We start from the raw sequence: 20,907 nt of genomic DNA, 5'->3' as shown, positions 1-20,907 counted from the left end.
TGCCCCCGTTGGGCTGCGTAGCGGCCCTATAAATTTCAGCTTTCATACAAAAAACCGGGCGATAGCTTTCAGGGCCGCTTCGCGCCCCAACGGGGCGGTGCGGCGATCCGACAAGCCCCCTCGCCACAGGTCATCATTACCTTACGGCTCTGGCGGCAGCAGCTCATCAATCATCCGCAAACAATGGTTCAACCCCGGCGACACATCGCCCACTCGTCGGCTGAGTATGATCGGCGAGGTGGCGTTGTCTTCCAGCAGCGGGGTGAAGCCGATGTCATCGCGGTGCAGCAATTGCACCGAGGCCGGTACCAGCGTGACTCCGATTCCTGCCCCCACCAGACCGATCGCCGTTTGCAGTTCGTTCGTCCATTGCGCGACATGGATGCTCACGCCGTAGGATTCGAACAGGGCAATCACATGGTCGGCGTAACTCGGCCGTGGATTGCCGGGGTACAGCACAAAGGGTTCCTTCGCCAGTTCCCGCAGGCTGATGGGGCCGGCGAGCAACGGGTGGCCGGCGGGCAGGGCGGCGACCAGGCGGTCTTCGGTCAGCACGGTCTGGACGATAGCGGGGTCGTCAATGCGGATGCGGCCGAAGCCGATGTCGATGCGTCCGGCCTTGAGCGCCTGCACCTGCTGCAAGGTGGTCATTTCCGACAGCCCCAGCTCCAGCTCCAGCGGCTCGCCGCTGCGTAACCGGCGGATCAGTTCCGGCAGCACGCCATACAAGGTCGACGGCGCAAAACCGATACCCAGCCAGGTTTTCTCACCGAGCCCGATACGCCGGGTGTTGTCGCAGACCTTGTTCAGTTGTTCGAGCAGGGCGGTGGAGTGCTCATGGAAAAAACGCCCGGCGTCGGTCAGCTTCAGCGGTCGGCCGCGCTCCAGCAACATCACCCCCAGTTCATCCTCCAGTTGCTGGATCTGCCGGCTCAAGGGCGGTTGGGCGATGTGCAGCAATTCGGCTGCGCGGGTGAAATTGAGGGTCTGAGCCAATACCTGGAAGTAACGCAGGTGCCGCAGTTCCATGGAGCCTCCAGTCAATCAGTTGCATACCTTTAAGGTATCAAATCAGACCAATTCTATATTGGCTTCAGGAAAAAAGCCGTACGAGAATCGATTCCAGAACTTCAAGAACCTGACGGGTATCGAAATGCTTGCAACAGCCATTGAGTCGATCGAGACGATCATCGTCGATCTGCCGACCATCCGCCCGCACAAGCTGGCCATGCACACCATGCAGAACCAGACCCTGGTGATCATCCGCGTGCGTTGCGCCGACGGTATCGAAGGCATCGGCGAGTCCACCACCATCGGTGGCCTGGCCTACGGCAATGAAAGCCCGGACAGCATCAAGACCAACATCGACACGCACTTCGCACCGCTGTTGATCGGCCAGGACAGCAGCAACGTCAACGCCGCCATGTTGCGCCTGGAACGCAGTATTCGTGGCAATACCTTTGCCAAATCCGGTATCGAAACCGCGCTGCTCGACGCCCAGGGCAAACGCCTGGGCCTGCCGGTCAGCGAATTGCTTGGCGGTCGTGTTCGCGATGCGCTGCCGGTGGCCTGGACCCTGGCCAGTGGCGACACCGAGAAGGACATCGCTGAAGCGGAAAAAATGCTCGACCTGCGTCGCCATCGCATCTTCAAACTGAAGATCGGCGCCGGTGAGGTCAACCGCGACCTGGCCCATGTGATTGCGATCAAGAAAGCCCTGGGTGACCGCGCCAGCGTGCGGGTCGACGTCAATCAGGCCTGGGACGAAGCGGTGGCACTGCGGGCTTGCCGGATTCTGGGAACCAACGGCATCGACCTGATCGAACAACCAATCTCGCGCAACAACCGCGCCGGCATGGCTCGCCTCAACGCCATGAGCCCGGCGCCGATCATGGCCGACGAATCCATCGAGTGCGTGGAAGATGCGTTCAACCTGGCCCGCGAAGGCGCGGCTTCGGTGTTCGCCCTGAAGATTGCCAAGAACGGTGGCCCACGCGCTGTATTGCGCACAGCCTCCATCGCCGAAGCGGCCGGTATCGCCCTGTACGGCGGCACCATGCTGGAAGGTGGCCTGGGCACCATGGCCTCGGCCCATGCCTTCGTCACCCTGAACAAACTGGCGTGGGACACCGAACTGTTCGGCCCGCTGCTACTGACCGAAGACATTCTCAGCGAACCGCTGGTGTATCGCGATTTTGAACTGCATGTGCCGAAAACGCCGGGCCTGGGCCTGAGCCTGGATGAAGAGCGCCTGGCGTTCTTCCGCCGCGACAAGACCATTCATCAAGCCTGAGGAGAGCATTATGCTGTTCCACGTAAAAATGACCGTGAACCTGCCGGTCGACATGAATCCGCAAGCGGCCGCCACACTCAAGGCTGACGAAAAAGCCCTGGCCCAGCGCCTGCAAGAGCAGGGCAAGTGGCGTCACCTGTGGCGCATCGCCGGGCACTACGCCAACTACAGCGTGTTCGATGTCGACAGCGTTCAGGAGCTGCATGACCTGCTGATGCAATTGCCACTGTTTCCGTACATGGCCATCGAGATCGACGCGATGTGCCGGCATCCTTCTTCCATCCGTGACGATGACCGCTGAGCCCAGCCTGTTCAGCGCGCTACGCTAATAATTACAAGATGAGGAACCCAGCAAAATGAACGTCAAGATTTCCCACACTGCCGAAGTCCAGAAGTTTCTCGAAGAAGCCAGCGGCCTGCTCAACGACGCCGGCAACCCACGGACCAAGGCACTGGTCTACCGCATCCTGCGTGATTCGGTGAACATCATCGAAGACCTGGCCGTGACCCCGGAAGAGTTCTGGAAAGCCGTCAACTACCTCAACGTACTGGGCGCGCGCCAGGAAGCCGGGTTGCTGGTGGCCGGTATTGGCCTGGAGCATTACCTCGACCTGCTGATGGACGCCGAAGACGAGCAGGCCGGCAAATCCGGCGGCACACCGCGCACCATCGAAGGCCCGCTGTACGTAGCCGGTGCGCCATTGTCCGAGGGCGAGGCGCGCCTGGATGACGGCGTCGATCCGGGCGTGACCCTGTTCATGCAAGGCCGCGTGTTCAACACCGCCGGTGAACCCCTGGCCGGCGCCGTGGTGGACGTCTGGCATGCCAATACCGGTGGTACCTACTCGTACTTCGATACCACGCAGTCGGAGTTCAACCTGCGTCGCCGTATCGTTACCGACGCCGAAGGCCGCTATCGTTTCCGTAGCATCGTGCCGTCGGGTTATGGCTGCCCGCCGGATGGTCCGACCCAGCAACTGCTCGATCAACTGGGTCGTCATGGCCAGCGTCCGGCGCACGTGCACTTCTTCATTTCCGCGCCGGATCACCGCCACCTGACCACCCAGATCAACCTCGACGGCGATCAATACCTGCACGACGATTTCGCCTACGCCACCCGCGACGAACTGATTGCGAAGATCACCTTCAGCGACGATCAGCAGCGTGCGGCGGCCCATGGTGTGAGCGGACGTTTTGCCGAAATCGACTTCGACTTCACCTTGCAGCCGTCTGCCCAGCCTGAGGAGCAACAGCGCCACGAGCGGGTCCGCGCACTGGAAGACTGATAGCACAGCCCCTTGTAGGAGCGAGCTCGCTCGCGATGGTCGTCAACGATAACGCGTGTTTACTGGCTAAACGCGGCGTTCTCAAGTCCATCGCGAGCAAGCTCGCTCCTACAATGTGTTCGTGCAACTCGCCGGAAATACCTCAAACGCCTGGCACACTGTTCTAGAATGAACCGACGCAACTCATAACAACAATCAGAGTGACCCGATGATGCAAGCTCAACTGTTGAGTCAGCGCAGCAGAGTATTCGACCACGCCGACCCTTACGCGGTGTCGGGCTACGTCAATCAGCATGTCGGCAACCATTGCATCCTCATGCCCCGTGCGGGACGGCCGCTGGCCAGTCTCGACCACCGCAAATTCGCCAGCCTCGACCTGTGCCGCATCAGCTACGGCGCCAGCGTGCGGGTGACGTCGGGCGCACTGGAGAACATCTATCACCTGCAAGTGTTACTGCGCGGCAATTGCCTGTGGCGCGGGCATGGTCAGGAGCATTACTTCGCCCCCGGCGAGCTGCTGTTGATCAATCCCGATGATCCGGTGGACCTGACGTACTCCAACGATTGCGAAAAATTCATCCTGAAGATTCCCACCCGGTTGTTCGAGTCCGTTTGCGATGAGCAGCGCTGGCAGTATCCGGGGCAGGGCGTGCGGTTCCTGGAGAACCGCTATCAACTGGGCGAGCTGGAAGGTTTCGTCAACCTGCTGGCGATGATTTGCCAGGAGGCCGAGGCCAGCGAGCAGATCCCCAGAGTGCAGGAGCATTACGCGCAGATCATCGCCAGCAAGATGCTGAGCCTGATGAAAACCAATGTCTGCCGCCTCGAACCGGGCTCGCAGACGGCCACGTTCGAAGCGATTGCCGATTACATCGCCAATAACCTCAAGCAGGACATCGACAGCGAAGAGCTGGCGCGCCAGGCCCACATGAGCCTGCGCTCGCTGTATGGCCTGTTCGAGCGCAATGCCGGCCTTACGCCGAAAAACTACCTGCGCCAGAAACGCCTGGAGCGCATCAACGCCTGCCTCAGCGACCCGACCTGCAACGTGCGCAACGTCACGGAAGTGGCGATGGACTACGGCTTCCTGCACCTGGGCCGGTTCTCCGACAGCTACCGCAAGCAGTTCGGCGAATTGCCGTCGGACACCCTCAAACGCCGGCATTGACCGGGGGACTTCATACGATTTGCGCAAACGCCTCGAAACCCTGTGGGAGCGGGCTTGCCCGCGAAGGCGGTGTGTCAGGCAAGATAAACGTCGACTGACACGGCCTCTTCGCGGGCAAGCCCGCTCCCACAGGTTCTGTGTAGTACCGGACAGGTATTTCTCCAAGCCGGCTTCTGCCAATCCCCCCTGCACAAAACGGATAAAGGTCTGCACCCCGCGGATATTCCAGTCTGCCCCCCCGTCCTAGCATGGCCCTGCCTGAACAATAACAATGGAGGCGGTGGCCATGACCCTGCGACCCGAATATTTGCATTCCCTGCTTGAAGACGATCCCGAGCAAGGCCTCTATCGCTGCAAGCGCGAGATGTTCACCGACCCGCGGTTGTTCGATCTGGAGATGGAACACATCTTCGAAGGCAACTGGCTGTACCTGGCCCACGAAAGCCAGATCCCCAACATCAACGATTTCTACACCACCACCATGGGGCGCCAGTCGATCTTCATCGCGCGCAACAAGGACGGTGTGCTCAACGCCTTCATCAACGCCTGCAGCCACCGCGGTGCGACCCTGTGCCGGCACAAATCCGGCAACAAGAGCTCCTACACCTGCCCGTTCCACGGCTGGACCTTCAACAACTCCGGCAAGCTGCTCAAGGTCAAGGATCCGGCCAACGCCGGTTATCCTGCGAGCTTCAACTGCGAAGGCTCCCACGACCTGACCCGCGTGGCGCGTTTCGAGTCTTATCGCGGCTTCCTGTTCGGCAGCCTGAAAGCCGATGTGCTGCCGCTGGTCGAGCACCTTGGCGAGTCGGCGAAGATCATCGACATGATCGTCGACCAGTCCCCCGATGGCCTGGAAGTGCTGCGCGGTTCGTCGAGCTACATCTACGAAGGCAACTGGAAGCTCACCGCCGAAAACGGCGCCGATGGCTACCACGTCAGCTCCGTGCACTGGAACTATGCCGCCACCCAGAACCAGCGCAAGCAACGCGAGGCCGGCGACAGCAACCCGACCATGAGCGCCGGCAGCTGGGCCAAGCAGGGCGGTGGTTTCTATTCCTTCGACAAGGGCCACATGCTGCTCTGGACCCGTTGGGCCAACCCCGAGGACCGTCCGCTGTACGAGCGTCGCGATGAGCTGGCGCAGGATTTCGGCAAGGCCCGCGCCGACTGGATGATCGAGAATTCGCGCAACCTGTGCCTGTACCCCAACGTGTACCTGATGGACCAGTTCAGCTCGCAGATCCGCATCGCCCGGCCGATCTCGGTCAACCGCACGGAGATCACCATCTACTGCATCGCCCCCAAAGGCGAAAGCGACCACGCGCGTTCCAGCCGGATTCGTCAGTACGAGGACTTCTTCAACGTCAGCGGCATGGCCACGCCGGACGATCTGGAAGAGTTCCGCTCCTGCCAGACCAGTTACCAGGGCAGCGTCACCACCTGGAACGACATGTCCCGCGGTGCCGAGCACTGGATCGAAGGCGCCGACGAGGCGGCCAGGGAAATCGATCTGCATCCGCTGCTCAGTGGCGTGCGCACCGAAGACGAAGGCCTGTTCGTGCTGCAACACAAGTACTGGCAGCAGACCATGCTCAAGGCCCTTGCCGCCGAGCAGTCGAAACTGATCGCCGTGGAGGACGTGCAATGACCATATCCTTTGACACCGTGCGCGATTTTCTCTACCGCGAAGCGCGCTACCTCGACGACCGCCAGTGGGACGAGTGGCTGGAACTGTACGCACCGAATGCGACGTTCTGGATGCCATCGTGGGACGACAACGACGAGTTGACCGAAGATCCACAACGGGAAATCTCGTTGATCTGGTACGGCAACCGCACTGGCCTGGAAGACCGCGTCTTCCGCATCAAGACCGAGCGCTCCAGCGCCAGCGTGCCGGACACCCGTACCTCCCACAACATCAGCAACATCGAGCTGCTCGAACAGGCCGACGGTTTGTGCAAGGTGCGCTTCAACTGGCACACCCTGAGCTTTCGCTACAAGACCGTCGACAGCTATTTCGGCAGCAGTTTCTATACCCTCGACGTGCGCGGTGAAAACCCGCTGATCCTGGCCAAGAAAGTGATCCTGAAGAACGACTATGTTCGTCAGGTCATCGATGTTTACCACCTGTGAGGCGGCCGTCATGACCCATTCCATTGCATTCAATTTCGAAGACGGCGTCACCCGGTTCATCGACGCCAATGCCGGCGAAACCGTGGCCGATGCCGCGTACCGCCAGGGCATCAATATTCCGCTGGACTGCCGCGACGGCGCCTGCGGCACCTGCAAGTGTTTTGCCGAAGCCGGCACTTATGATCTGGGCGAGGAGTACATCGAAGACGCCCTCAGCCCAGAAGAGGCCGAGCAGGGTTTTGTCCTGACCTGCCAAATGCGCGCCCGCAGCGACTGCGTGGTGCGGGTGCCGACGTCCTCGGAAGTCTGCCGTACCCGCCAGGCCAGTTATGACGCGACCATCAGCGCCGTGCGCCAACTGTCCGATAGCACCATCGCGTTGTCGATCAAGGGCGAAGCCCTGAGCAAACTGGCGTTCCTGCCGGGGCAATACGTGAACCTGGGGATTCCCGGCAGTGAGCAGACCCGTGCCTACTCGTTCAGCTCGTTGCAGCGTGACGGCGAGGTCAGTTTCCTGATCCGCAACGTGCCGGGCGGCTTGATGAGCAGTTTCCTGACCGGCATGGCCAAGGCCGGCGACAGCATGAGCCTGGCCGGGCCGTTGGGCAGTTTCTACCTGCGCGACATCCGTCGGCCGCTGTTGCTGCTGGCCGGTGGCACCGGGCTGGCGCCGTTCACCGCGATGCTGGAGAAGATCGCCGAGCAGGGCAGTGATCATCCGCTGCATTTGATCTACGGCGTGACCCACGATTTCGACCTGGTGGAAATCGACCGCCTCGAAGCCTTCGCTGCGCGCATTCCCAACTTCACCTTCAGCGCTTGCGTCGCCAGCCCCGAGAGCCAACACCCGCTCAAGGGCTACGTGACCCAGCACATCGAGCCAAAACATTTGAACGATGGCGACGTCGACGTCTACCTGTGCGGCCCGCCGCCGATGGTCGAGGCGGTCAGCCAGTTCATTCGCGAGCAAGGCATTGCGCCTGCGAACTTCTACTTTGAGAAATTCGCCGCCAGCGCGGCGTAAATCGCGAAGTGATAGCGAGGGCGTACTCGAATACCGCCCTCGGCAAAAAATCCCCTGTAGGAGCGAGCTTGCTCGCGATGGTCGTTAACGATAACGCGTGTTTTCTGAATAGACGCGGCGCTCAGAAGAGCTTCGCGAGCAAGCTCGCTCCTACAGGGTTATGGGCATCCGTCGTCATGAGGTACACATGAACAGATTTCACGAAAAAGTCGCACTGATCACCGGCGCCGCCCAAGGCATCGGGCAGCGGGTAGCCGAGCGCATGGCCGCAGAAGGGGCGAAGCTGATCCTGGTGGACCGTTCCGACCTGGTGTTCGAAGTGCAGCAACAGCTGGCGCCGACCACCCAGGTTTTGGCCCTGACCGCCGACCTTGAGCAATACGAGGAGTGCAGTCGAGTGATACAAACCGCTGTCGAGCGTTTCGATCGTCTCGATGTGCTGGTCAATAACGTCGGCGGCACGATCTGGGCCAAGCCGTTCGAGCACTATGACGCGGCGCAGATCGAGGCCGAGGTTCGCCGTTCGCTGTTCCCGACCTTGTGGTGTTGCCATGCCGCGCTGCCGTTCATGCTGGAACAGGGCAGCGGGGCGATCGTCAACGTCTCCTCCATCGCCACCCGCAGCCTCAACCGCGTGCCCTACGGTGCGGCAAAGGGTGGGGTGAATGCCTTGACCGCTTGTCTGGCGTTCGAAACCGCCGGTCGTGGCGTACGGGTCAACGCCACCGCTCCTGGCGGCACCGAAGCACCGCCGCGACGCATACCCCGCAACGGTGCCGAGCAGAGTGAGCAGGAAAAACTCTGGTATCAGCAGATCGTCGACCAGACCCTCGACAGCAGTTTGATGAAACGCTACGGCACCCTGGATGAGCAGGCGGCGGCTATTCTGTTTCTGGCCAGCGACGAAGCGTCCTATATCACCGGCATGGTCATGCCCGTGGGCGGCGGCGATCAAGGCTGACGCGAGCGACAGACAACCCCATCGGCAAACGGAGACACGGTGATGAGTGACAAACCCACGATCGTGCTGGTCCATGGTTTCTGGGGCGGCGCTGCCCATTGGAACAAGGTCATCGTCAAATTGCTCAGCCGGGGTGACACGCGCATACGTGCCGTCGAGTTACCGCTGACTTCGCTGGCTGATGATGCCGAGCGCACGCGCAAGATGGTCGCCCAGGTGCCCGGTCCGGTGCTGTTGGTGGGGCACTCCTATGGCGGCGCGGTGATCACTGAAGCGGGTGATATGCCGAATGTGGTCGGGCTGGTGTACATCGCCGCGTTCGCGCCGGACGCCGGTGAAAGTCCCGGCGGCATCACGCAACGTCATCTGCCTGCGGCAGCGGCTAACCTGACGCCAGATAGCGACGGTTACCTATGGGTCAAGCCTGAGCTCTATCACGAAAGCTTCTGCCAGGATCTGCCGGCGACCGAAGGGTTGGTCATGGGCCTCACCCAGAAAGCGCCGCTGGCGAGTACCTTCGGTGACACCATTGGCACGGTGGCCTGGAAGAAAAAGCCATCCTGGTATCAGATTTCGACCGCAGACCGAATGATCGCGCCACAGAACCAGCAATGGATGGCCGAGCGACTCAACGCCCGGGAGATTCTGACCTTGAACGCCAGCCATGCGTCATTGGCGTCGATGCCCGCCGAAGTGGCGGCATTCATCGACAGGGCAGCGACGGCGTTGGCCAAGGGCTAGGGTCCAGGTGCAACCCGAATCGGGAATTTCCATGGCGATGTCTGGTCGGTATTTTGGAGAAGGGTGGGTGTAAGGTAAGCAAGCCAACCTGATATCACTGCCCAAGAGGAGGTGACTATGAGCGTTCCGATTCTGAACAAAATGCACATGAACGGCTATGACATACTCAGAGTGAGCAATGGGCCCTGGCGGGTATGTACCCAGGGTGACCGACTGGGTTCATTTGACAGTCGGGAAGAAGCTCTGGCGTTTGCCGCCTCGCTGCCGGGCTACAGGGCTCGTGCCGGCAGGCCTGCGCGCAGCCATCAAGCTAAGTGAAGCCCAACCGAAGCCCCGGTTCTACGGCAATCTCCTGTAGGAGCGAGCTCGCTCGCGATGGACTCAAACGCGCCGAGTTTAGCCAGGAAACACGCGTTATCGTTAGCGACCATCGCGAGCAAGCTCGCTCCTACAAAGTCCATAAGGGCGTTAGTAGCCACCGCCACCGCTGGGGCGGGAGGGCTCTCGGGCCTTTTGCTGCATGTGGCTCCATTCCGCGCAGGTCATAAAGCTTTTGTGGTCGACCATGCCCCGGCGGTCGAAGCTGACGTTGTACGGCTGCTGATGGCCGGCCTGAGTCAGTTTGTAGTCAAAGCACGTACCGGGTTCGACGGTGCGATCGGTGACCGCCAGGGGCTGGCCACCGATTTGCCGGACTTGCTCCTGGCTCATGCCGGTGTTGACTTTCGCGACCAGCGGCTGGTCCTGGTAGATCGAGTTGGTGCTGCAGCCTGCCAACGCGGTCAGTGCGACGACCAGCGTGAATAGAGGCCTGTTCATGGCAGCGCTCCCGCTATTGATCCTTGTTGCGGCTAATGACCTTGGCCTTCACTTCCTCGGCATAGCCGGACAGTTTTTCTTCATCGCCCTGAAACAAAGAACACAGTCTCTGAACGGCTTGCGCGTCTATGTCGTTCCCGAGCAGGCGCAATTGCTGCTCTATGCGCAAAAGCTCCACGGCCGACCAACGCAAATCCGACGCAAGCCCTTGCAGATCACGCCGAAGTTCCTGTTCCGATTCGTTAAGCCACATGATGACCTCCTGAATACTGCACACCGAAATTTTAGACCTGTTTACCAGACCGGATGTTGTGTTCGTCTGAATCAGCGGGGTTTCCTTTGGTCGGGAAAATAAACGCAAACGCGAAAGTACGCTGCCCTGCTCAAGAAAGATGGATGGCTTATCTGAACTTAAGGAACTAACGAGGGGAGCCGATATCAATGTCAGTCGCTGAATCGTTGGGGATGGATGTGCGGACGACGGCAAGCTACATTTTCTTTTTTCGAATTCAAGGAAGCCACATGCGGATGTTGATGGGGGGATTCGTGCTGGCGTTGCTGGCCGGGTGTTCGTTGCCGGCGTCACTGGTACCGGGCGAGCCGAATGTCAGCAAGCACAGTGAGAAAACGCCAAAAGAGTATGCGGCGTGCGTTTTGCCTGCCTGGCAAAAGGTAGTCTCGAATACTACCCAGGTTTCGATATCCAACGGATTCCGGATCACCGCGCCGAGTGTGATCACGGCCGACGAAGTGGTGGATATCGTGAAGTACAAGAATGGCAGCCAGGTTTCGCTGTATCAGGGGCCACCTTGGGCCAAATCCGACGACCTGCGCAAAATCGTGCGCGACTGCTTGTAAGCGCGAGAGAGTGAAAATCGGGGCGTCACACCAGCAATAACGTGGCGGCACAGATCCTCGGTGTCGACCCGATGCACTGCACGCGTCTGAACAAATAATCCCGCCCAAGTTCTCCTGGGCGGGATTTTTTTGCGCGCCATTTGCCTGTGTGAAATTTACAGTGTATTTTTTCATGAAATTACAAATACAAAATTTCATGAGGCCGTATGTTTCAGCAATCCACCCGGCATGTCGCCAGTTACTACGCCCATACCTGCGCCGATCGTCTGGTCAATCGAGCCGCACTGGAAGGTGAGCAAGACACTGAAGTGCTGATCATCGGGGCCGGTTTCAGTGGATTGCACACGGCTTTGCGCCTGGCGCTGGCCGGCAAGCGCGTGACCTTGCTCGAGGCCAGTCGGGTGGCCTGGGCCGCTTCGGGGCGCAATGGCGGGCAGGCGATTCTCGGCTGGTCGTGCGACATGCCACCGCTGGAAGCCGCATTGGGCTATGAGCGGGCGCGGCGTCTGTGGGACGGCATGCGCTGGGCGGCACGAGAACTGCGTGATTTGCCTGGCCGGCATGAGTTCGATTGCGACTACCGCGCCGGCCATCTCTGGACTTCGGTGATGCCGCGTCGGGTAGGCCTGCTGACCGAGTGGCAACACGAGGCCAGCCACAAGTGGGGCCACGACAAACTGCAATTCATCTCCCGGCAACAGCTGCCGGAATGGGTGGCCAGCGAGCGTTATCAGGCCGGCCTGTTCGACCCCGAGGGCGGGCATTTGAACCCGCTGAAACTGGCCCTGGGCCTTGCCGATGCAATCGAGCGGGCCGGTGGCCGCATCCACGAGCAAAGCAAGGCGCTGAGCTATGGCGAGGAAGGCGACGGGTTTGTGGTGACCACCGAGCGCGGTCGTATTCGCGCCGACGTGTTGGTGCTGGCATGCAACGCTTACCTCGATCGACTCGATCCGCAACTGGCGAGTTGCGTGTTGCCGGTCGGCACGTATCAGGTCGCGACCGCGCCGCTCACGAAGGAGCAAGCCACCGCGCTGCTGCCGAGCAACGTGTGCGTGACCGACAACCAGTTCGTGCTCGATTATTTCCGGCGCACCCCGGATAACCGTCTGCTATTCGGCGGTGGTTGCACTTACCTGGGCGGGATGCCCAAGGACATCGCCGCCGCGACCCGGCCGTTCCTGGAGCGCGTGTTCCCGCAACTCACCGGCGTCGGGCTGGAGTTTGCCTGGGGCGGACACATCGACCTGACCCTCAAGCGCACGCCGGATATCGGGCGGCGGGGCGATCTGTACTGGATGCAGGGGTATTCCGGGCATGGCGTGCTGCCGACACTGGCCGCGGCGCGGGCGGTGTCCGACGCGGTACTCGGTCAGCCCGACGAACTGTCCCTGTACCAGGGCCTGAACAACGGCAGTTTTCCCGGTGGAAAATACCTGGCCGCGCCGCTGGAAGCCATCGGCAAGGCCTGGTATCGACTGCGCGACAGCATTTGAAGCGACACTTTCAGGAAGCCTCTGGATGGACATGCAAGAAGAAATCTCGGCGCTGGCGATCCTGATCCAGGACCTGCGCAAACACAAAAAGTACACCCTGAAGGAACTGGCGGACAAAATCGGCCGCTCGGTCGGTTTTCTGTCCCAGGTCGAGCGCGGCCTGTCGCGCCCGACGGTGGCGGACCTGACCGCGATCAGCGAAACCCTGGGGGTGCCGACCACCTATTTCTACAGCCTGCCCAAACCCATGGCGTTGTCTTGGGTCACCCGCCCGGACGAGCGTCGCACGCTGTACTACGCCGATGGCATTACCGACATCCTCGTTTCGCCAAAAATGCGCGCGTCGTTCTCGATGCTCGAAAGCCAGCTTGAGCCCGGCGCCAGCAGCGGCGACCGGCACATGAAGGACAGCTCGGAGCAGGGCGGTTACGTCCTCGAAGGGGAGTTGACCCTGTGGCTCGACGACAACGAACCGGTGACCCTGCATCCCGGCGACAGCTTTCAACTGGCCAGCCATGCGCACTGCCGCTACGGCAACCTGTCCGACCAACTGACCCGCGTGCTTTGGGTTTACACCTGACAACAACAAGGAACAAAACGATGGATGCCGTGTGCTCTGATCTGCTGGCCGAGGTTCGCAACTTCCGCCACTGCAACCCCGAAGTGCGTTACGTCGACCTGATCTCCCTGGACATTCCAGGGCATTTCTATGGCAAGCGCTACCCGATCGAGATGCTCGAAAAAGTGGCTTCTGGCAGTGTGCTCAAGCTGCCGCAGAACTGCGTGCTGCTCGGCACTCAGGGCGGGTTGTTCAAGATCGGTGATTACTGCTTCAACGACGGTGACCCGGATGCGCCCCGTCGTTTGGTGCCTGGCACGTTGAAGCTCGTGACCTGGGAAAAGCAGCCTCTGGGCCAAATGCTGATCACCTCGGATGGCACGGAAAAACCCATCGAATTCGAACCTCGTGAAGTGTTGGCGCAGGTGCTGGAACGGCTCAAGCGCAAGGGCATTTTCCCGGTGGTGGCCTTCGAGCTGGAGTTCTACCTGTTCGACAGCCGCTTGAAGGACGGCTTGCCGCAATTTCCCCGTGACGAGCTGACTGGCGATGCCGATGATCAGCCGAACATGCACATCGAGCGCTTGTCGCGATTTGCCCCGGTGCTCGATGAAATGGTCGAGACGGCGCGAGCGCAAGGCATCGATGCCACAGTGATCACCGCCGAGCTCGGCCCGGGTCAGTTCGAAATCAACTTCGGCCATTGCGATGACGGCCTGCGCGCCGCCGACTGGGCGGCCCTGTTCTGCCGCAGCACCCGGGGCGTGGCGCTCAAGCACAACTACCGCGCCAGCTTCATGGCCAAACCCTACCTGCAGCACCCTGGCAGCGGCATGCACGTGCATGTCAGCCTGTATGACCAGGCCGGCAACAACCTGCTGGCGGCAAACGGCCAGCGGGCGCTGCGCCATGCGGTGGCCGGTTGCCTGGATGTGTTGCCGCACTGCATGCCGGTTTTTGCCCCGAACCACAACGCCATGCGTCGCTTGAGCGGCACCGTGAACGTCGCGTCCCGCGCCAGTTGGGGCTTTGAGGATCGCGATGCCTGCTTGCGTATACCGGACTCGGACGTCAAAAACCTGCGTATCGAACATCGCCTGGCAGGCGCCGATGCCAACCCGTATCTGGTACTGGCGGCGATTCTGGTGGGGTTGGAGCAAGGTCTGGAAGGGGAGTGCGAGCCGATTGCACCGCTCAACGAAGACCGCAGCAGTGGCATCGATTTTCCGTTGGAAATGCTCGAAGCGGTGCAGTCCATGCAAAGTCACTCACAGCTGCGCGAAGGCTTGGGGGCGGAGTTCGTGGACGTCTACTGCGAAAACAAACGTCAGGATCATCTGGCATTTCTGCATGACATCAGCGCGCGGGAGTATCGCTGGTTTCTCTAGTCGACCTTAGAAAATATGTGGATATTGAAGGGGTTAGAACGTTTAGTAACTGGATAGTGAATAAAAATATCTTGTTACAGGGTGAAATATTCCGTAATATTCGCGCCGCGTTCACCACCACGGTTTATGCATTTTTAAATCCCAGGCGTCCATCAGCTGCCTGGGATTTTTTTTGCCTGGAATTTAGTCGGCCGCTGACTCCATCATCGGCGCACGCTTGCCGAGCTTCATCAGCCAGTAATAACTCAACGCCGGCACCAGCAACCCGACGATCCACGCCAGATCCACCCCGTCCAGCGCCGTGGCCACCGGGCCGACATACAGCGTGGTGTTCATGAACGGAATTTCCAGGGCAATCGCCAGCAGGAAACTGCCGCAGGCGATCCGGTTGACGCGCCCGTAGATCCCGTTGAGGTCGAAGATGTCGTCAATTTGGTATTCGCCTTTGCGCAGGCAGTAGTAGTCCACCAGATTGATTGCCGTCCACGGGATCAGGAAGTAGCTCATGAAGAAGATGAAGTTCAGGAAGAAGTTGATGAAGTCGTCCTGACTGATGGTGCACAGGGCCGTGGCCACCAGGCTGATCAGCAGCATGAACACGCCGCGTACCCGCGGTGTCACCTTGAGTCGGGCGAAAGGTTCGATCACGGTGATGGTCGACATGAACGCGCCGTACAGGTTGAACACGTTGATCGACACCTGGCCGTAGACGATGAAGGCGAACAGCAGCACCGCGCCAGCGCCGAACAAACCGGCGACATGCCCGCCGACGTTACTGGAAAAGTCGCCGATGCCGACGCTGAGAATCGCCCCGAGAATCATCATCCACGCACCACCGCTGACCGTGCCGGCGTAGCTGTACCAGAACACCTGGGCGGTCGGCGTGCTGCTCGGCAGGTAGCGCGAATAGTCGGCAACGTAAGGCGCATAGGACAGCTGCCAGGTCACGGCAATGCTCACCGCCACCAGGAATTTCGACAACGAGAAGCCTGTCGGCAACCATTGTTCGGCCGGGATCGGCAACTGCAAGGCGAGTACAGTGGCCGCCACGAACACCACCAGCGACAGAATCGACAGCAGCTTCTGCAAGCGGTGAATCAACCGATAGCCATAAAGGGCGACGACGAAGCACAACGCACCGATCAGGTAGATGTTGCCGGACATCGGCAGCGGGCTGACGGACTCCAGCGCCTGGGCCGCGAGCAAGGTGTTGCTGACGAAGAAGCCCAGGTAAATCAGCATCACGAACAGCAGCGGCAATACCGCCCCCAACACGCCGAATTGCGCCCGGCTCTGGATCATTTGCGGAATGCCCAGCTTCGGTCCCTGTGCCGAGTGGGAGGCCATGAAAATCGCCCCCAGCAATGAGCCGATGATGATCGCCAGTGCACTCCAGAACAGGTTGAGCCCCATCACCACCGGCAACACACCGGACGCGATGGTGGTGATGTTCATGTTGGCGCCGAACCAGATATAGAACAGCGAGCCCGGCTTGCCGTGGCGTTCGGTTTCGGGGATGAAACCGATGCTTCTTTTTTCGACTTGCATGACGATCACTCCTGAGTCCGGACGAGACGGGATTGCAGACGGGCGATGGTGCCGGGCAGCTCATGGGGCTGGTGGGCAAACAGGTCCGGACGCTCGGGGATCAGGCTGGCGTAATCGAGTTGTTGCAGGGCGCGCTGGCATTGTTCAGTCGTGAGGATTTCCAGCGAGTAGACCCAGTTGGCCATGATCAACAACGCCGAGTAGTGCCCGGCCAGGGTGGTCGTGGTGCAGGCATTGCTGACCAGGCGCACTTGATAACCGAGGGCGAAGGCGTCGAACACGCTGGTCAGCACGCAGACGTCGGTCAACACGCCACAGATGATCAGTGTGTCGACCTCCAATGCCTTGAGTCGGGTGTCTAGGTCGGTACGGTGAAAGGCGCTGTAACGGCCCTTGTCGATGATCAATTCACCGGATTGCGGCGTCAGCGACTCGATGATTTCCACTTGCCGGGTGCCGGCGCGGTAACTGCCGGGGCCACCGTCGGCAGCCAGGGGTTCGCCGGGGGGCAGGTCACTGCCGTCGGCCTGATTGATGTGGCGGGTATAGATGACAGGCATCCGCTGGCGACGGGCTGTCGCGAGCAGGGCGGCGGTATGGGCGACTACCGTGGCGAAGTTTTCGAGGACGAAACCGTCCTCCTGTTGCATGTCGATGATCAACAGCGCGCTGTTATTGTTCATTGGGCAAACCTGATCAAAGGCGAAACACGATGCACCGTACGCGCCATGCAATGGCGAGACGCGGGGTGCGTGATTGGCTGTTCGGGTGGGCTCAGTGAACTATTTGCCAGAAGCCGTTCTGCTTGGCCGAAACGCTGGCGCGCAGGCGCTTGAAATGCAGGTGCGAAGCGGTCCATTCACCGCGCAGGTAAGCCCGCGCGGCGCCGGAGGGAAGGGCGAGTGATGGGAGACGACCAGTGATCATTGGAATCGACTCTTGTGGGGGCGCGCTTGCTCCCACAGGACAAATGCGTACCTGTAGGAGCGAGCTCGCTCGCGAAAAACTCTGGACAACGCGTTCATTCAGATGGCCCGCGTTATCGTTGGCGTCCATCGCGAGCGAGCTCGCTCCTACAGTTGATGTCGCAGGGCGGCACAATCAGCGAAACGCTGGCACCACATGCTTGATAAACAGCTCCAGGGATTTTTTCTTCTCCGCGTGGGGCAGGCTGTTATCGCACCAGAAGCTGAATTCGTCGACCCCCAGTTCCTGGTAGTACTTGATGCGCGGAATGATTTCTTCCGGGGTGCCGATCATGGCGGTCTTGTGCAGGCTCTCCAGTTCGAACTCGGGGCGACCGGCGAATTTCTCTTCCGGGCTCGGCGCGAGGAAGCCGTTGACCGGGGTGGTCTTGTTGCCGAACCAGGCATCGAAGGTGCGGTAGAACTTCGAGATCGCCTTGGCCCCGACTTCCCAGCCTTGCGGATCGTCGGCGGTGTGCACGTGGGTATGACGCAGCACCATCAGTTGCGGGCGCGGCACGTCCGGGTTGTTGTCCAGGGCGGCCTGGAATTTGTTCTTCAGGTCGAGGACTTCTTCGTCGCCTTTCATCAACGGCGTGACCATGACGTTGCAGCCGTTGGCCACGGCGAAGTTGTGCGAGTCCGGGTCGCGGGCGGCGATCCACATCGGCGGGTTCGGCTGCTGGATCGGCTTGGGCACGCTGGTGGAGGTCGGGAATTTCCAGATGTCACCGTCATGGGCATAGTCACCGTTCCACAGTGCGCGCACCACCGGAACCATTTCCCGCAGCGCCTGGCCGCCGGAGGACGCCGGCATGCCGCCGGCCATGCGGTCGAACTCGATCTGGTAGGCACCGCGGGCCAAACCGACTTCCATGCGTCCGTTACTGATCACGTCGAGCAACGCGCACTCACCGGCCACCCGCAGCGGATGCCAGAACGGCGCGATGATAGTGCCGGCGCCCAGGTGAATGGTGGTGGTCTTGCCCGCGAGATAAGCCAGCAGCGGCATCGGGCTTGGCGAGATGGTGTATTCCATGGAGTGGTGTTCGCCAATCCACACGGTGCTGAAACCACCGGCCTCGGCCATCAGCGTCAGTTCGGTCAGGTCTTCGAACAACTGGCGGTGGCTGACGCTTTCGTCCCAACGTTCCATGTGTACGAACAGGGAAAACTTCATGACGCTTACCTCGGATCTTTTGTTGTTGGCCTGTCGACTGCGGGCCTGATAGTTATTGGTATACCATAATACGAAATGTCTGCAAAACATTTCTCTGCCGGCAACCCCGGGTTCTGTGGGAGCGGTGATATCAGAGGGATCAGGCCAGAACGGGCAGGGCGCCCATCTTGCCGTGGCAATACACCAGTGGCCCGCTGCTCTGCCGGGGCACGATCAGGTTTTTCACCGCGCCGACCATGATGGCGTGGTCACCGCCTTCATATTCGCGCCACAGCTCACATTCGATGACCGCCGTGGCGTTGGCCAGAATCGGATTGCCCAACTCGCTCAACGTCCACTCGATCCCCTGGGCCTTGTCCTTGCCTTTGCGCGCGAAGGCATAGGCTTCGTTTTGCTGGCCGCCGGAAAGCACGTGGATGGCGAAGCGTTTGTTCTTGATCAGGACCGGGTAGGAATCGGAGCTGTAGTTAGGGCAGAACAGCACCAGGGCCGGGTCCATCGACAGCGAGCTGAAGGCGCTGGCAGTCAGGCCGACGATTTGCCCGTCGTCATCCAGGGTGGTGATCACGGTCACTCCGGACGGGAACGAACCCATGACTTGTTTGTAGATGGCGGCATCGATCATTGGACGGTCCTCGGCGGGTGTGACGCGGTTTTTATGTGTTTGTAGGTATGATGGTATACCGTAATACATCGATTGCAAGGTCTTTTTAGGTGACCCGATAAACGTACGGCTTTCGTCTGAAACTCAATGATTACGGGGCTTTCAGCTAGCCAGGTTTGGCGTGAATCGGGCAGGATGGCGGCTCAGATGCTTGTTCAAAGACCGGATCAGTCTTGTTTAAAGATTGGAATACCATAATATGGTCGGCATCTGAGGGGCGACCAAAGAGTCCCCCCGGTTTGGCTTCATACAAAGATAAGAACAGACAAACTCGAGTTCATGCACATGTCCCAGATGTCCCGGCAAGATCCGTTGATCGAGAACCACACGGTCGACTACGTTCCACTCGCAGAGCGCCACGGGAAGGCCCGCGATCTTTTCACCCTGTGGTTCAGCACCAACATTGCGCCACTGCCCATCGTCACCGGCGCGATGGTGGTCCAGGTGTTCCACCTCAACCTGTTCTGGGGTTTGCTGGCGATTGCGCTCGGGCACATGGTCGGCGGCGTGGTGATTGCGCTGGCGTCGGCCCAGGGGCCATGCATGGGCATTCCGCAGATGGTGCAGAGCCGTGGTCAGTTCGGCCGCTATGGCGCGCTGCTGATCGTGTTCTTCGCGGCGTTGATCTACATCGGGTTCTTCATTTCCAACATCGTGCTGGCAGGCAAATCGATTGTCGGCATTGCGCCGTCGGTTCCGGTGCCGGCCAGCATTCTCATCGGTGCCCTCAGTGCCACCGCCATCGGCGTGATTGGCTACCGTTTCATCCACACTCTCAACCGTATCGGCACCTGGGTGATGGGCAGTGCCTTGCTCGCCGGTTTCCTCTATATCTTCGCCCATGACTTGCCGGCGGACTTCTTCACTCGCGGTGGGTTCAACCTGTCCGGCTGGCTGGCCACGGTGTCGCTGGGCATCATCTGGCAAATCAGCTTCTCGCCGTACGTGTCGGACTACTCGCGCTACCTGCCGGCGGATATCGGCATTACCCGGCCGTTCTTTGCCACCTATCTGGGTGCGACCCTGGGCACGATCCTGTCCTTTACCTTCGGCGCCGTTGCAGTACTGGCAACCCCGGAAGGCACCGAGGCGATGGCGGCGGTCAAGCAGTCCACCGGTTGGCTGGGGCCGATCCTGATGGTGTTGTTCCTGCTCAACATCATCAGCCACAACGCCTTGAATCTGTATGGCGCGGTGCTGTCGATCATCACTTCTATCCAGACCTTCGCCAGCCAGTGGACGCCCAGCATCAAAGTGCGCGTTGTGTTGTCGAGCATCGTGCTGGCGGGTTGCTGCGTGGTGGCGCTGGGTGCCTCGGCGAATTTCATTTCGCAGTTCATCGGCCTGATTCTGGCGCTGTTGCTGGTGCTGGTGCCGTGGGCGTCGATCAACCTGATCGACTTCTACCTGATCAAGCGCGGCCGCTACGACATCGCGTCGATTTTCCGGGCTGACGGCGGCATCTACGGTCGCTTCAACCTGCACGCGATCATTGCTTACTTCATCGGCATCATCGTGCAGCTGCCGTTCGCCAATACGTCGCTGTACGTCGGACCGTACGCCAACCTGGTGGACGGCGCGGACTTGTCGTGGCTGGTGGGGCTGGTGGTGACGTGCCCGTTGTATTACTGCCTCGCAACACGAAACCAGTCGCAGGAAAGCCGCTCGGTAGAGCTCGGCTACACCGACTGAGGCAAAAGCGTTTGGTGTTCGTTTGAAAATGCCCGACACGCCGCCGTCACTGTAGGAGCGAGCTTGCTCGCGATGGACTTAAGAGCGCTGCGTTTAGTCAGTAAACACGCGGCATCGTTAACGACCATC

Annotated in this window: 23 protein-coding genes; 15 read left to right on the top strand and 8 right to left on the bottom strand. The window is 60.3% G+C overall.

The window, feature by feature from the left end; genetic code table 11:
- Nucleotides 1-141: 141 nt before the first annotated feature.
- Entirely contained in the window at nucleotides 142-1,029 is an 888-nt protein-coding gene (locus PMI29_RS09765; RefSeq protein WP_008000518.1) for a LysR family transcriptional regulator, read from the bottom strand.
- Nucleotides 1,030-1,153: 124 nt separating this feature from the next.
- Between PMI29_RS09765 and PMI29_RS09770 the strand changes: the two genes are divergently transcribed.
- The 10 genes from PMI29_RS09770 to PMI29_RS32700 all read left to right on the top strand — a co-directional run bounded on the left by PMI29_RS09770 (nucleotide 1,154) and on the right by PMI29_RS32700 (nucleotide 9,927).
- Nucleotides 1,154-2,293 (top strand): muconate cycloisomerase family protein, encoded by a 1,140-nt coding sequence (locus PMI29_RS09770; protein ID WP_162130682.1) that lies wholly within the window; start codon nucleotides 1,154-1,156, stop codon nucleotides 2,291-2,293.
- Nucleotides 2,294-2,303: 10 nt separating this feature from the next.
- Nucleotides 2,304-2,594, top strand: coding sequence for a muconolactone Delta-isomerase (gene catC / locus PMI29_RS09775; protein ID WP_008000516.1), 291 nt, complete (start codon nucleotides 2,304-2,306; stop codon nucleotides 2,592-2,594).
- Between the two features lie 55 nt (nucleotides 2,595-2,649).
- On the top strand, nucleotides 2,650-3,579 hold the full coding sequence (gene catA, locus PMI29_RS09780; RefSeq protein WP_008000515.1) for a catechol 1,2-dioxygenase: 930 nt from the start codon (nucleotides 2,650-2,652) through the stop codon (nucleotides 3,577-3,579).
- A 208-nt stretch (nucleotides 3,580-3,787) separates the two neighbouring features.
- A complete protein-coding gene (locus PMI29_RS09785; protein WP_008000514.1) occupies nucleotides 3,788-4,747 on the top strand; it encodes an AraC family transcriptional regulator in 960 nt (319 codons plus the stop codon).
- Nucleotides 4,748-5,033: 286 nt separating this feature from the next.
- Nucleotides 5,034-6,398: a benzoate 1,2-dioxygenase large subunit gene (gene benA, locus PMI29_RS09790; RefSeq protein ID WP_008000513.1), complete on the top strand. Its 1,365-nt coding sequence runs from the start codon at nucleotides 5,034-5,036 to the stop codon at nucleotides 6,396-6,398.
- Entirely contained in the window at nucleotides 6,395-6,883 is a 489-nt protein-coding gene (benB, locus tag PMI29_RS09795) for a benzoate 1,2-dioxygenase small subunit (protein WP_008000511.1), read from the top strand. The genes benA and benB overlap by 4 nt, the downstream gene beginning before the upstream one ends.
- Nucleotides 6,884-6,893: 10 nt before the next feature.
- On the top strand, nucleotides 6,894-7,907 hold the full coding sequence (gene benC / locus PMI29_RS09800; RefSeq protein WP_008000509.1) for a benzoate 1,2-dioxygenase electron transfer component BenC: 1,014 nt from the start codon (nucleotides 6,894-6,896) through the stop codon (nucleotides 7,905-7,907).
- A gap of 187 nt (nucleotides 7,908-8,094) precedes the next feature.
- Nucleotides 8,095-8,868, top strand: a complete 774-nt coding sequence (locus PMI29_RS09805) for a 1,6-dihydroxycyclohexa-2,4-diene-1-carboxylate dehydrogenase (protein ID WP_008000506.1) — start codon at nucleotides 8,095-8,097, stop codon at nucleotides 8,866-8,868.
- 42 nt (nucleotides 8,869-8,910) lie between these two features.
- Complete coding sequence (locus PMI29_RS09810; protein ID WP_008000505.1) at nucleotides 8,911-9,609, top strand: alpha/beta hydrolase; 699 nt, start codon at nucleotides 8,911-8,913, stop codon at nucleotides 9,607-9,609.
- A 117-nt stretch (nucleotides 9,610-9,726) separates the two neighbouring features.
- Entirely contained in the window at nucleotides 9,727-9,927 is a 201-nt protein-coding gene (locus PMI29_RS32700) for a hypothetical protein (protein ID WP_008000502.1), read from the top strand.
- Nucleotides 9,928-10,077: 150 nt separating this feature from the next.
- Here PMI29_RS32700 and osmE read toward each other — a convergent pair whose 3' ends face one another.
- Both osmE and PMI29_RS09825 read right to left on the bottom strand, forming a co-directional pair.
- Nucleotides 10,078-10,428 (bottom strand): osmotically-inducible lipoprotein OsmE, encoded by a 351-nt coding sequence (gene osmE / locus PMI29_RS09820; protein ID WP_008000500.1) that lies wholly within the window; start codon nucleotides 10,426-10,428, stop codon nucleotides 10,078-10,080.
- Between the two features lie 13 nt (nucleotides 10,429-10,441).
- The gene (locus tag PMI29_RS09825; protein WP_008000499.1) at nucleotides 10,442-10,681 is read right to left on the bottom strand and encodes a hypothetical protein; all 240 of its coding nucleotides are present in this window, start codon (nucleotides 10,679-10,681) and stop codon (nucleotides 10,442-10,444) included.
- A gap of 269 nt (nucleotides 10,682-10,950) precedes the next feature.
- On the opposite strand from PMI29_RS09825, the gene PMI29_RS09830 reads away from it, so the two are divergent.
- The 4 genes from PMI29_RS09830 to PMI29_RS09845 all read left to right on the top strand — a co-directional run bounded on the left by PMI29_RS09830 (nucleotide 10,951) and on the right by PMI29_RS09845 (nucleotide 14,729).
- Nucleotides 10,951-11,286: a hypothetical protein gene (locus PMI29_RS09830; protein WP_008000497.1), complete on the top strand. Its 336-nt coding sequence runs from the start codon at nucleotides 10,951-10,953 to the stop codon at nucleotides 11,284-11,286.
- 206 nt (nucleotides 11,287-11,492) lie between these two features.
- The gene (locus PMI29_RS09835; protein ID WP_008000494.1) at nucleotides 11,493-12,782 is read left to right on the top strand and encodes an NAD(P)/FAD-dependent oxidoreductase; all 1,290 of its coding nucleotides are present in this window, start codon (nucleotides 11,493-11,495) and stop codon (nucleotides 12,780-12,782) included.
- A gap of 25 nt (nucleotides 12,783-12,807) precedes the next feature.
- Entirely contained in the window at nucleotides 12,808-13,362 is a 555-nt protein-coding gene (locus tag PMI29_RS09840) for a helix-turn-helix domain-containing protein (protein WP_008000492.1), read from the top strand.
- 20 nt (nucleotides 13,363-13,382) lie between these two features.
- Nucleotides 13,383-14,729, top strand: coding sequence for a glutamine synthetase family protein (locus PMI29_RS09845; RefSeq protein WP_008000490.1), 1,347 nt, complete (start codon nucleotides 13,383-13,385; stop codon nucleotides 14,727-14,729).
- Between the two features lie 183 nt (nucleotides 14,730-14,912).
- On the opposite strand, the gene PMI29_RS09850 is transcribed toward PMI29_RS09845, so the two are convergent.
- The 5 genes from PMI29_RS09850 to PMI29_RS09870 form a co-directional block, all read right to left on the bottom strand.
- A complete protein-coding gene (locus PMI29_RS09850) occupies nucleotides 14,913-16,277 on the bottom strand; it encodes a purine-cytosine permease family protein (protein ID WP_008000488.1) in 1,365 nt (454 codons plus the stop codon).
- 5 nt (nucleotides 16,278-16,282) lie between these two features.
- Nucleotides 16,283-16,960, bottom strand: a complete 678-nt coding sequence (locus tag PMI29_RS09855; RefSeq protein ID WP_008000486.1) for an isochorismatase family cysteine hydrolase — start codon at nucleotides 16,958-16,960, stop codon at nucleotides 16,283-16,285.
- 91 nt (nucleotides 16,961-17,051) lie between these two features.
- Nucleotides 17,052-17,204: a hypothetical protein gene (locus PMI29_RS32310; protein ID WP_165824815.1), complete on the bottom strand. Its 153-nt coding sequence runs from the start codon at nucleotides 17,202-17,204 to the stop codon at nucleotides 17,052-17,054.
- 174 nt (nucleotides 17,205-17,378) lie between these two features.
- Complete coding sequence (locus tag PMI29_RS09865) at nucleotides 17,379-18,422, bottom strand: LLM class flavin-dependent oxidoreductase (protein ID WP_008000482.1); 1,044 nt, start codon at nucleotides 18,420-18,422, stop codon at nucleotides 17,379-17,381.
- A 139-nt stretch (nucleotides 18,423-18,561) separates the two neighbouring features.
- Nucleotides 18,562-19,047 (bottom strand): flavin reductase family protein, encoded by a 486-nt coding sequence (locus PMI29_RS09870; RefSeq protein WP_008000480.1) that lies wholly within the window; start codon nucleotides 19,045-19,047, stop codon nucleotides 18,562-18,564.
- 324 nt (nucleotides 19,048-19,371) lie between these two features.
- Here PMI29_RS09870 and PMI29_RS09875 point away from each other — a divergent pair, with 324 nt between their 5' ends.
- Nucleotides 19,372-20,778, top strand: coding sequence for a purine-cytosine permease family protein (locus PMI29_RS09875; RefSeq protein WP_008000478.1), 1,407 nt, complete (start codon nucleotides 19,372-19,374; stop codon nucleotides 20,776-20,778).
- Nucleotides 20,779-20,907: the final 129 nt, after the last annotated feature.

The sequence above is a fragment of the Pseudomonas sp. GM49 genome (assembly GCF_000282355.1).
Lineage (GTDB): Bacteria > Pseudomonadota > Gammaproteobacteria > Pseudomonadales > Pseudomonadaceae > Aquipseudomonas.
The sequence above is the reverse complement of the archived record's forward strand: the minus strand, read 5'-3'. Positions and strand labels throughout refer to the sequence as shown.

Excerpts from the sequence above, each read along its gene's own strand:
- PMI29_RS32700 (WP_008000502.1), top strand. The coding sequence starts at position 9,727 with ATGAGCGTTCCGATTCTGAACAAAATGCACATGAACGGCTATGACATA.
- PMI29_RS32310 (WP_165824815.1), bottom strand. The coding sequence starts at position 17,204 with ATGATCACTGGTCGTCTCCCATCACTCGCCCTTCCCTCCGGCGCCGCG.
- PMI29_RS09785 (WP_008000514.1), top strand. The coding sequence starts at position 3,788 with ATGATGCAAGCTCAACTGTTGAGTCAGCGCAGCAGAGTATTCGACCAC.
- catA (WP_008000515.1), top strand. The coding sequence starts at position 2,650 with ATGAACGTCAAGATTTCCCACACTGCCGAAGTCCAGAAGTTTCTCGAA.
- PMI29_RS09765 (WP_008000518.1), bottom strand. The coding sequence starts at position 1,029 with ATGGAACTGCGGCACCTGCGTTACTTCCAGGTATTGGCTCAGACCCTC.
- PMI29_RS09845 (WP_008000490.1), top strand. The coding sequence starts at position 13,383 with ATGGATGCCGTGTGCTCTGATCTGCTGGCCGAGGTTCGCAACTTCCGC.
- catC (WP_008000516.1), top strand. The coding sequence starts at position 2,304 with ATGCTGTTCCACGTAAAAATGACCGTGAACCTGCCGGTCGACATGAAT.
- PMI29_RS09870 (WP_008000480.1), bottom strand. The coding sequence starts at position 19,047 with ATGATCGATGCCGCCATCTACAAACAAGTCATGGGTTCGTTCCCGTCC.
- PMI29_RS09825 (WP_008000499.1), bottom strand. The coding sequence starts at position 10,681 with ATGTGGCTTAACGAATCGGAACAGGAACTTCGGCGTGATCTGCAAGGG.
- PMI29_RS09805 (WP_008000506.1), top strand. The coding sequence starts at position 8,095 with ATGAACAGATTTCACGAAAAAGTCGCACTGATCACCGGCGCCGCCCAA.
- PMI29_RS09840 (WP_008000492.1), top strand. The coding sequence starts at position 12,808 with ATGGACATGCAAGAAGAAATCTCGGCGCTGGCGATCCTGATCCAGGAC.
- benC (WP_008000509.1), top strand. The coding sequence starts at position 6,894 with ATGACCCATTCCATTGCATTCAATTTCGAAGACGGCGTCACCCGGTTC.
- PMI29_RS09830 (WP_008000497.1), top strand. The coding sequence starts at position 10,951 with ATGCGGATGTTGATGGGGGGATTCGTGCTGGCGTTGCTGGCCGGGTGT.
- benA (WP_008000513.1), top strand. The coding sequence starts at position 5,034 with ATGACCCTGCGACCCGAATATTTGCATTCCCTGCTTGAAGACGATCCC.
- PMI29_RS09810 (WP_008000505.1), top strand. The coding sequence starts at position 8,911 with ATGAGTGACAAACCCACGATCGTGCTGGTCCATGGTTTCTGGGGCGGC.
- PMI29_RS09875 (WP_008000478.1), top strand. The coding sequence starts at position 19,372 with ATGTCCCAGATGTCCCGGCAAGATCCGTTGATCGAGAACCACACGGTC.
- PMI29_RS09835 (WP_008000494.1), top strand. The coding sequence starts at position 11,493 with ATGTTTCAGCAATCCACCCGGCATGTCGCCAGTTACTACGCCCATACC.
- osmE (WP_008000500.1), bottom strand. The coding sequence starts at position 10,428 with ATGAACAGGCCTCTATTCACGCTGGTCGTCGCACTGACCGCGTTGGCA.
- PMI29_RS09855 (WP_008000486.1), bottom strand. The coding sequence starts at position 16,960 with ATGAACAATAACAGCGCGCTGTTGATCATCGACATGCAACAGGAGGAC.
- PMI29_RS09770 (WP_162130682.1), top strand. The coding sequence starts at position 1,154 with ATGCTTGCAACAGCCATTGAGTCGATCGAGACGATCATCGTCGATCTG.
- PMI29_RS09865 (WP_008000482.1), bottom strand. The coding sequence starts at position 18,422 with ATGAAGTTTTCCCTGTTCGTACACATGGAACGTTGGGACGAAAGCGTC.
- benB (WP_008000511.1), top strand. The coding sequence starts at position 6,395 with ATGACCATATCCTTTGACACCGTGCGCGATTTTCTCTACCGCGAAGCG.
- PMI29_RS09850 (WP_008000488.1), bottom strand. The coding sequence starts at position 16,277 with ATGCAAGTCGAAAAAAGAAGCATCGGTTTCATCCCCGAAACCGAACGC.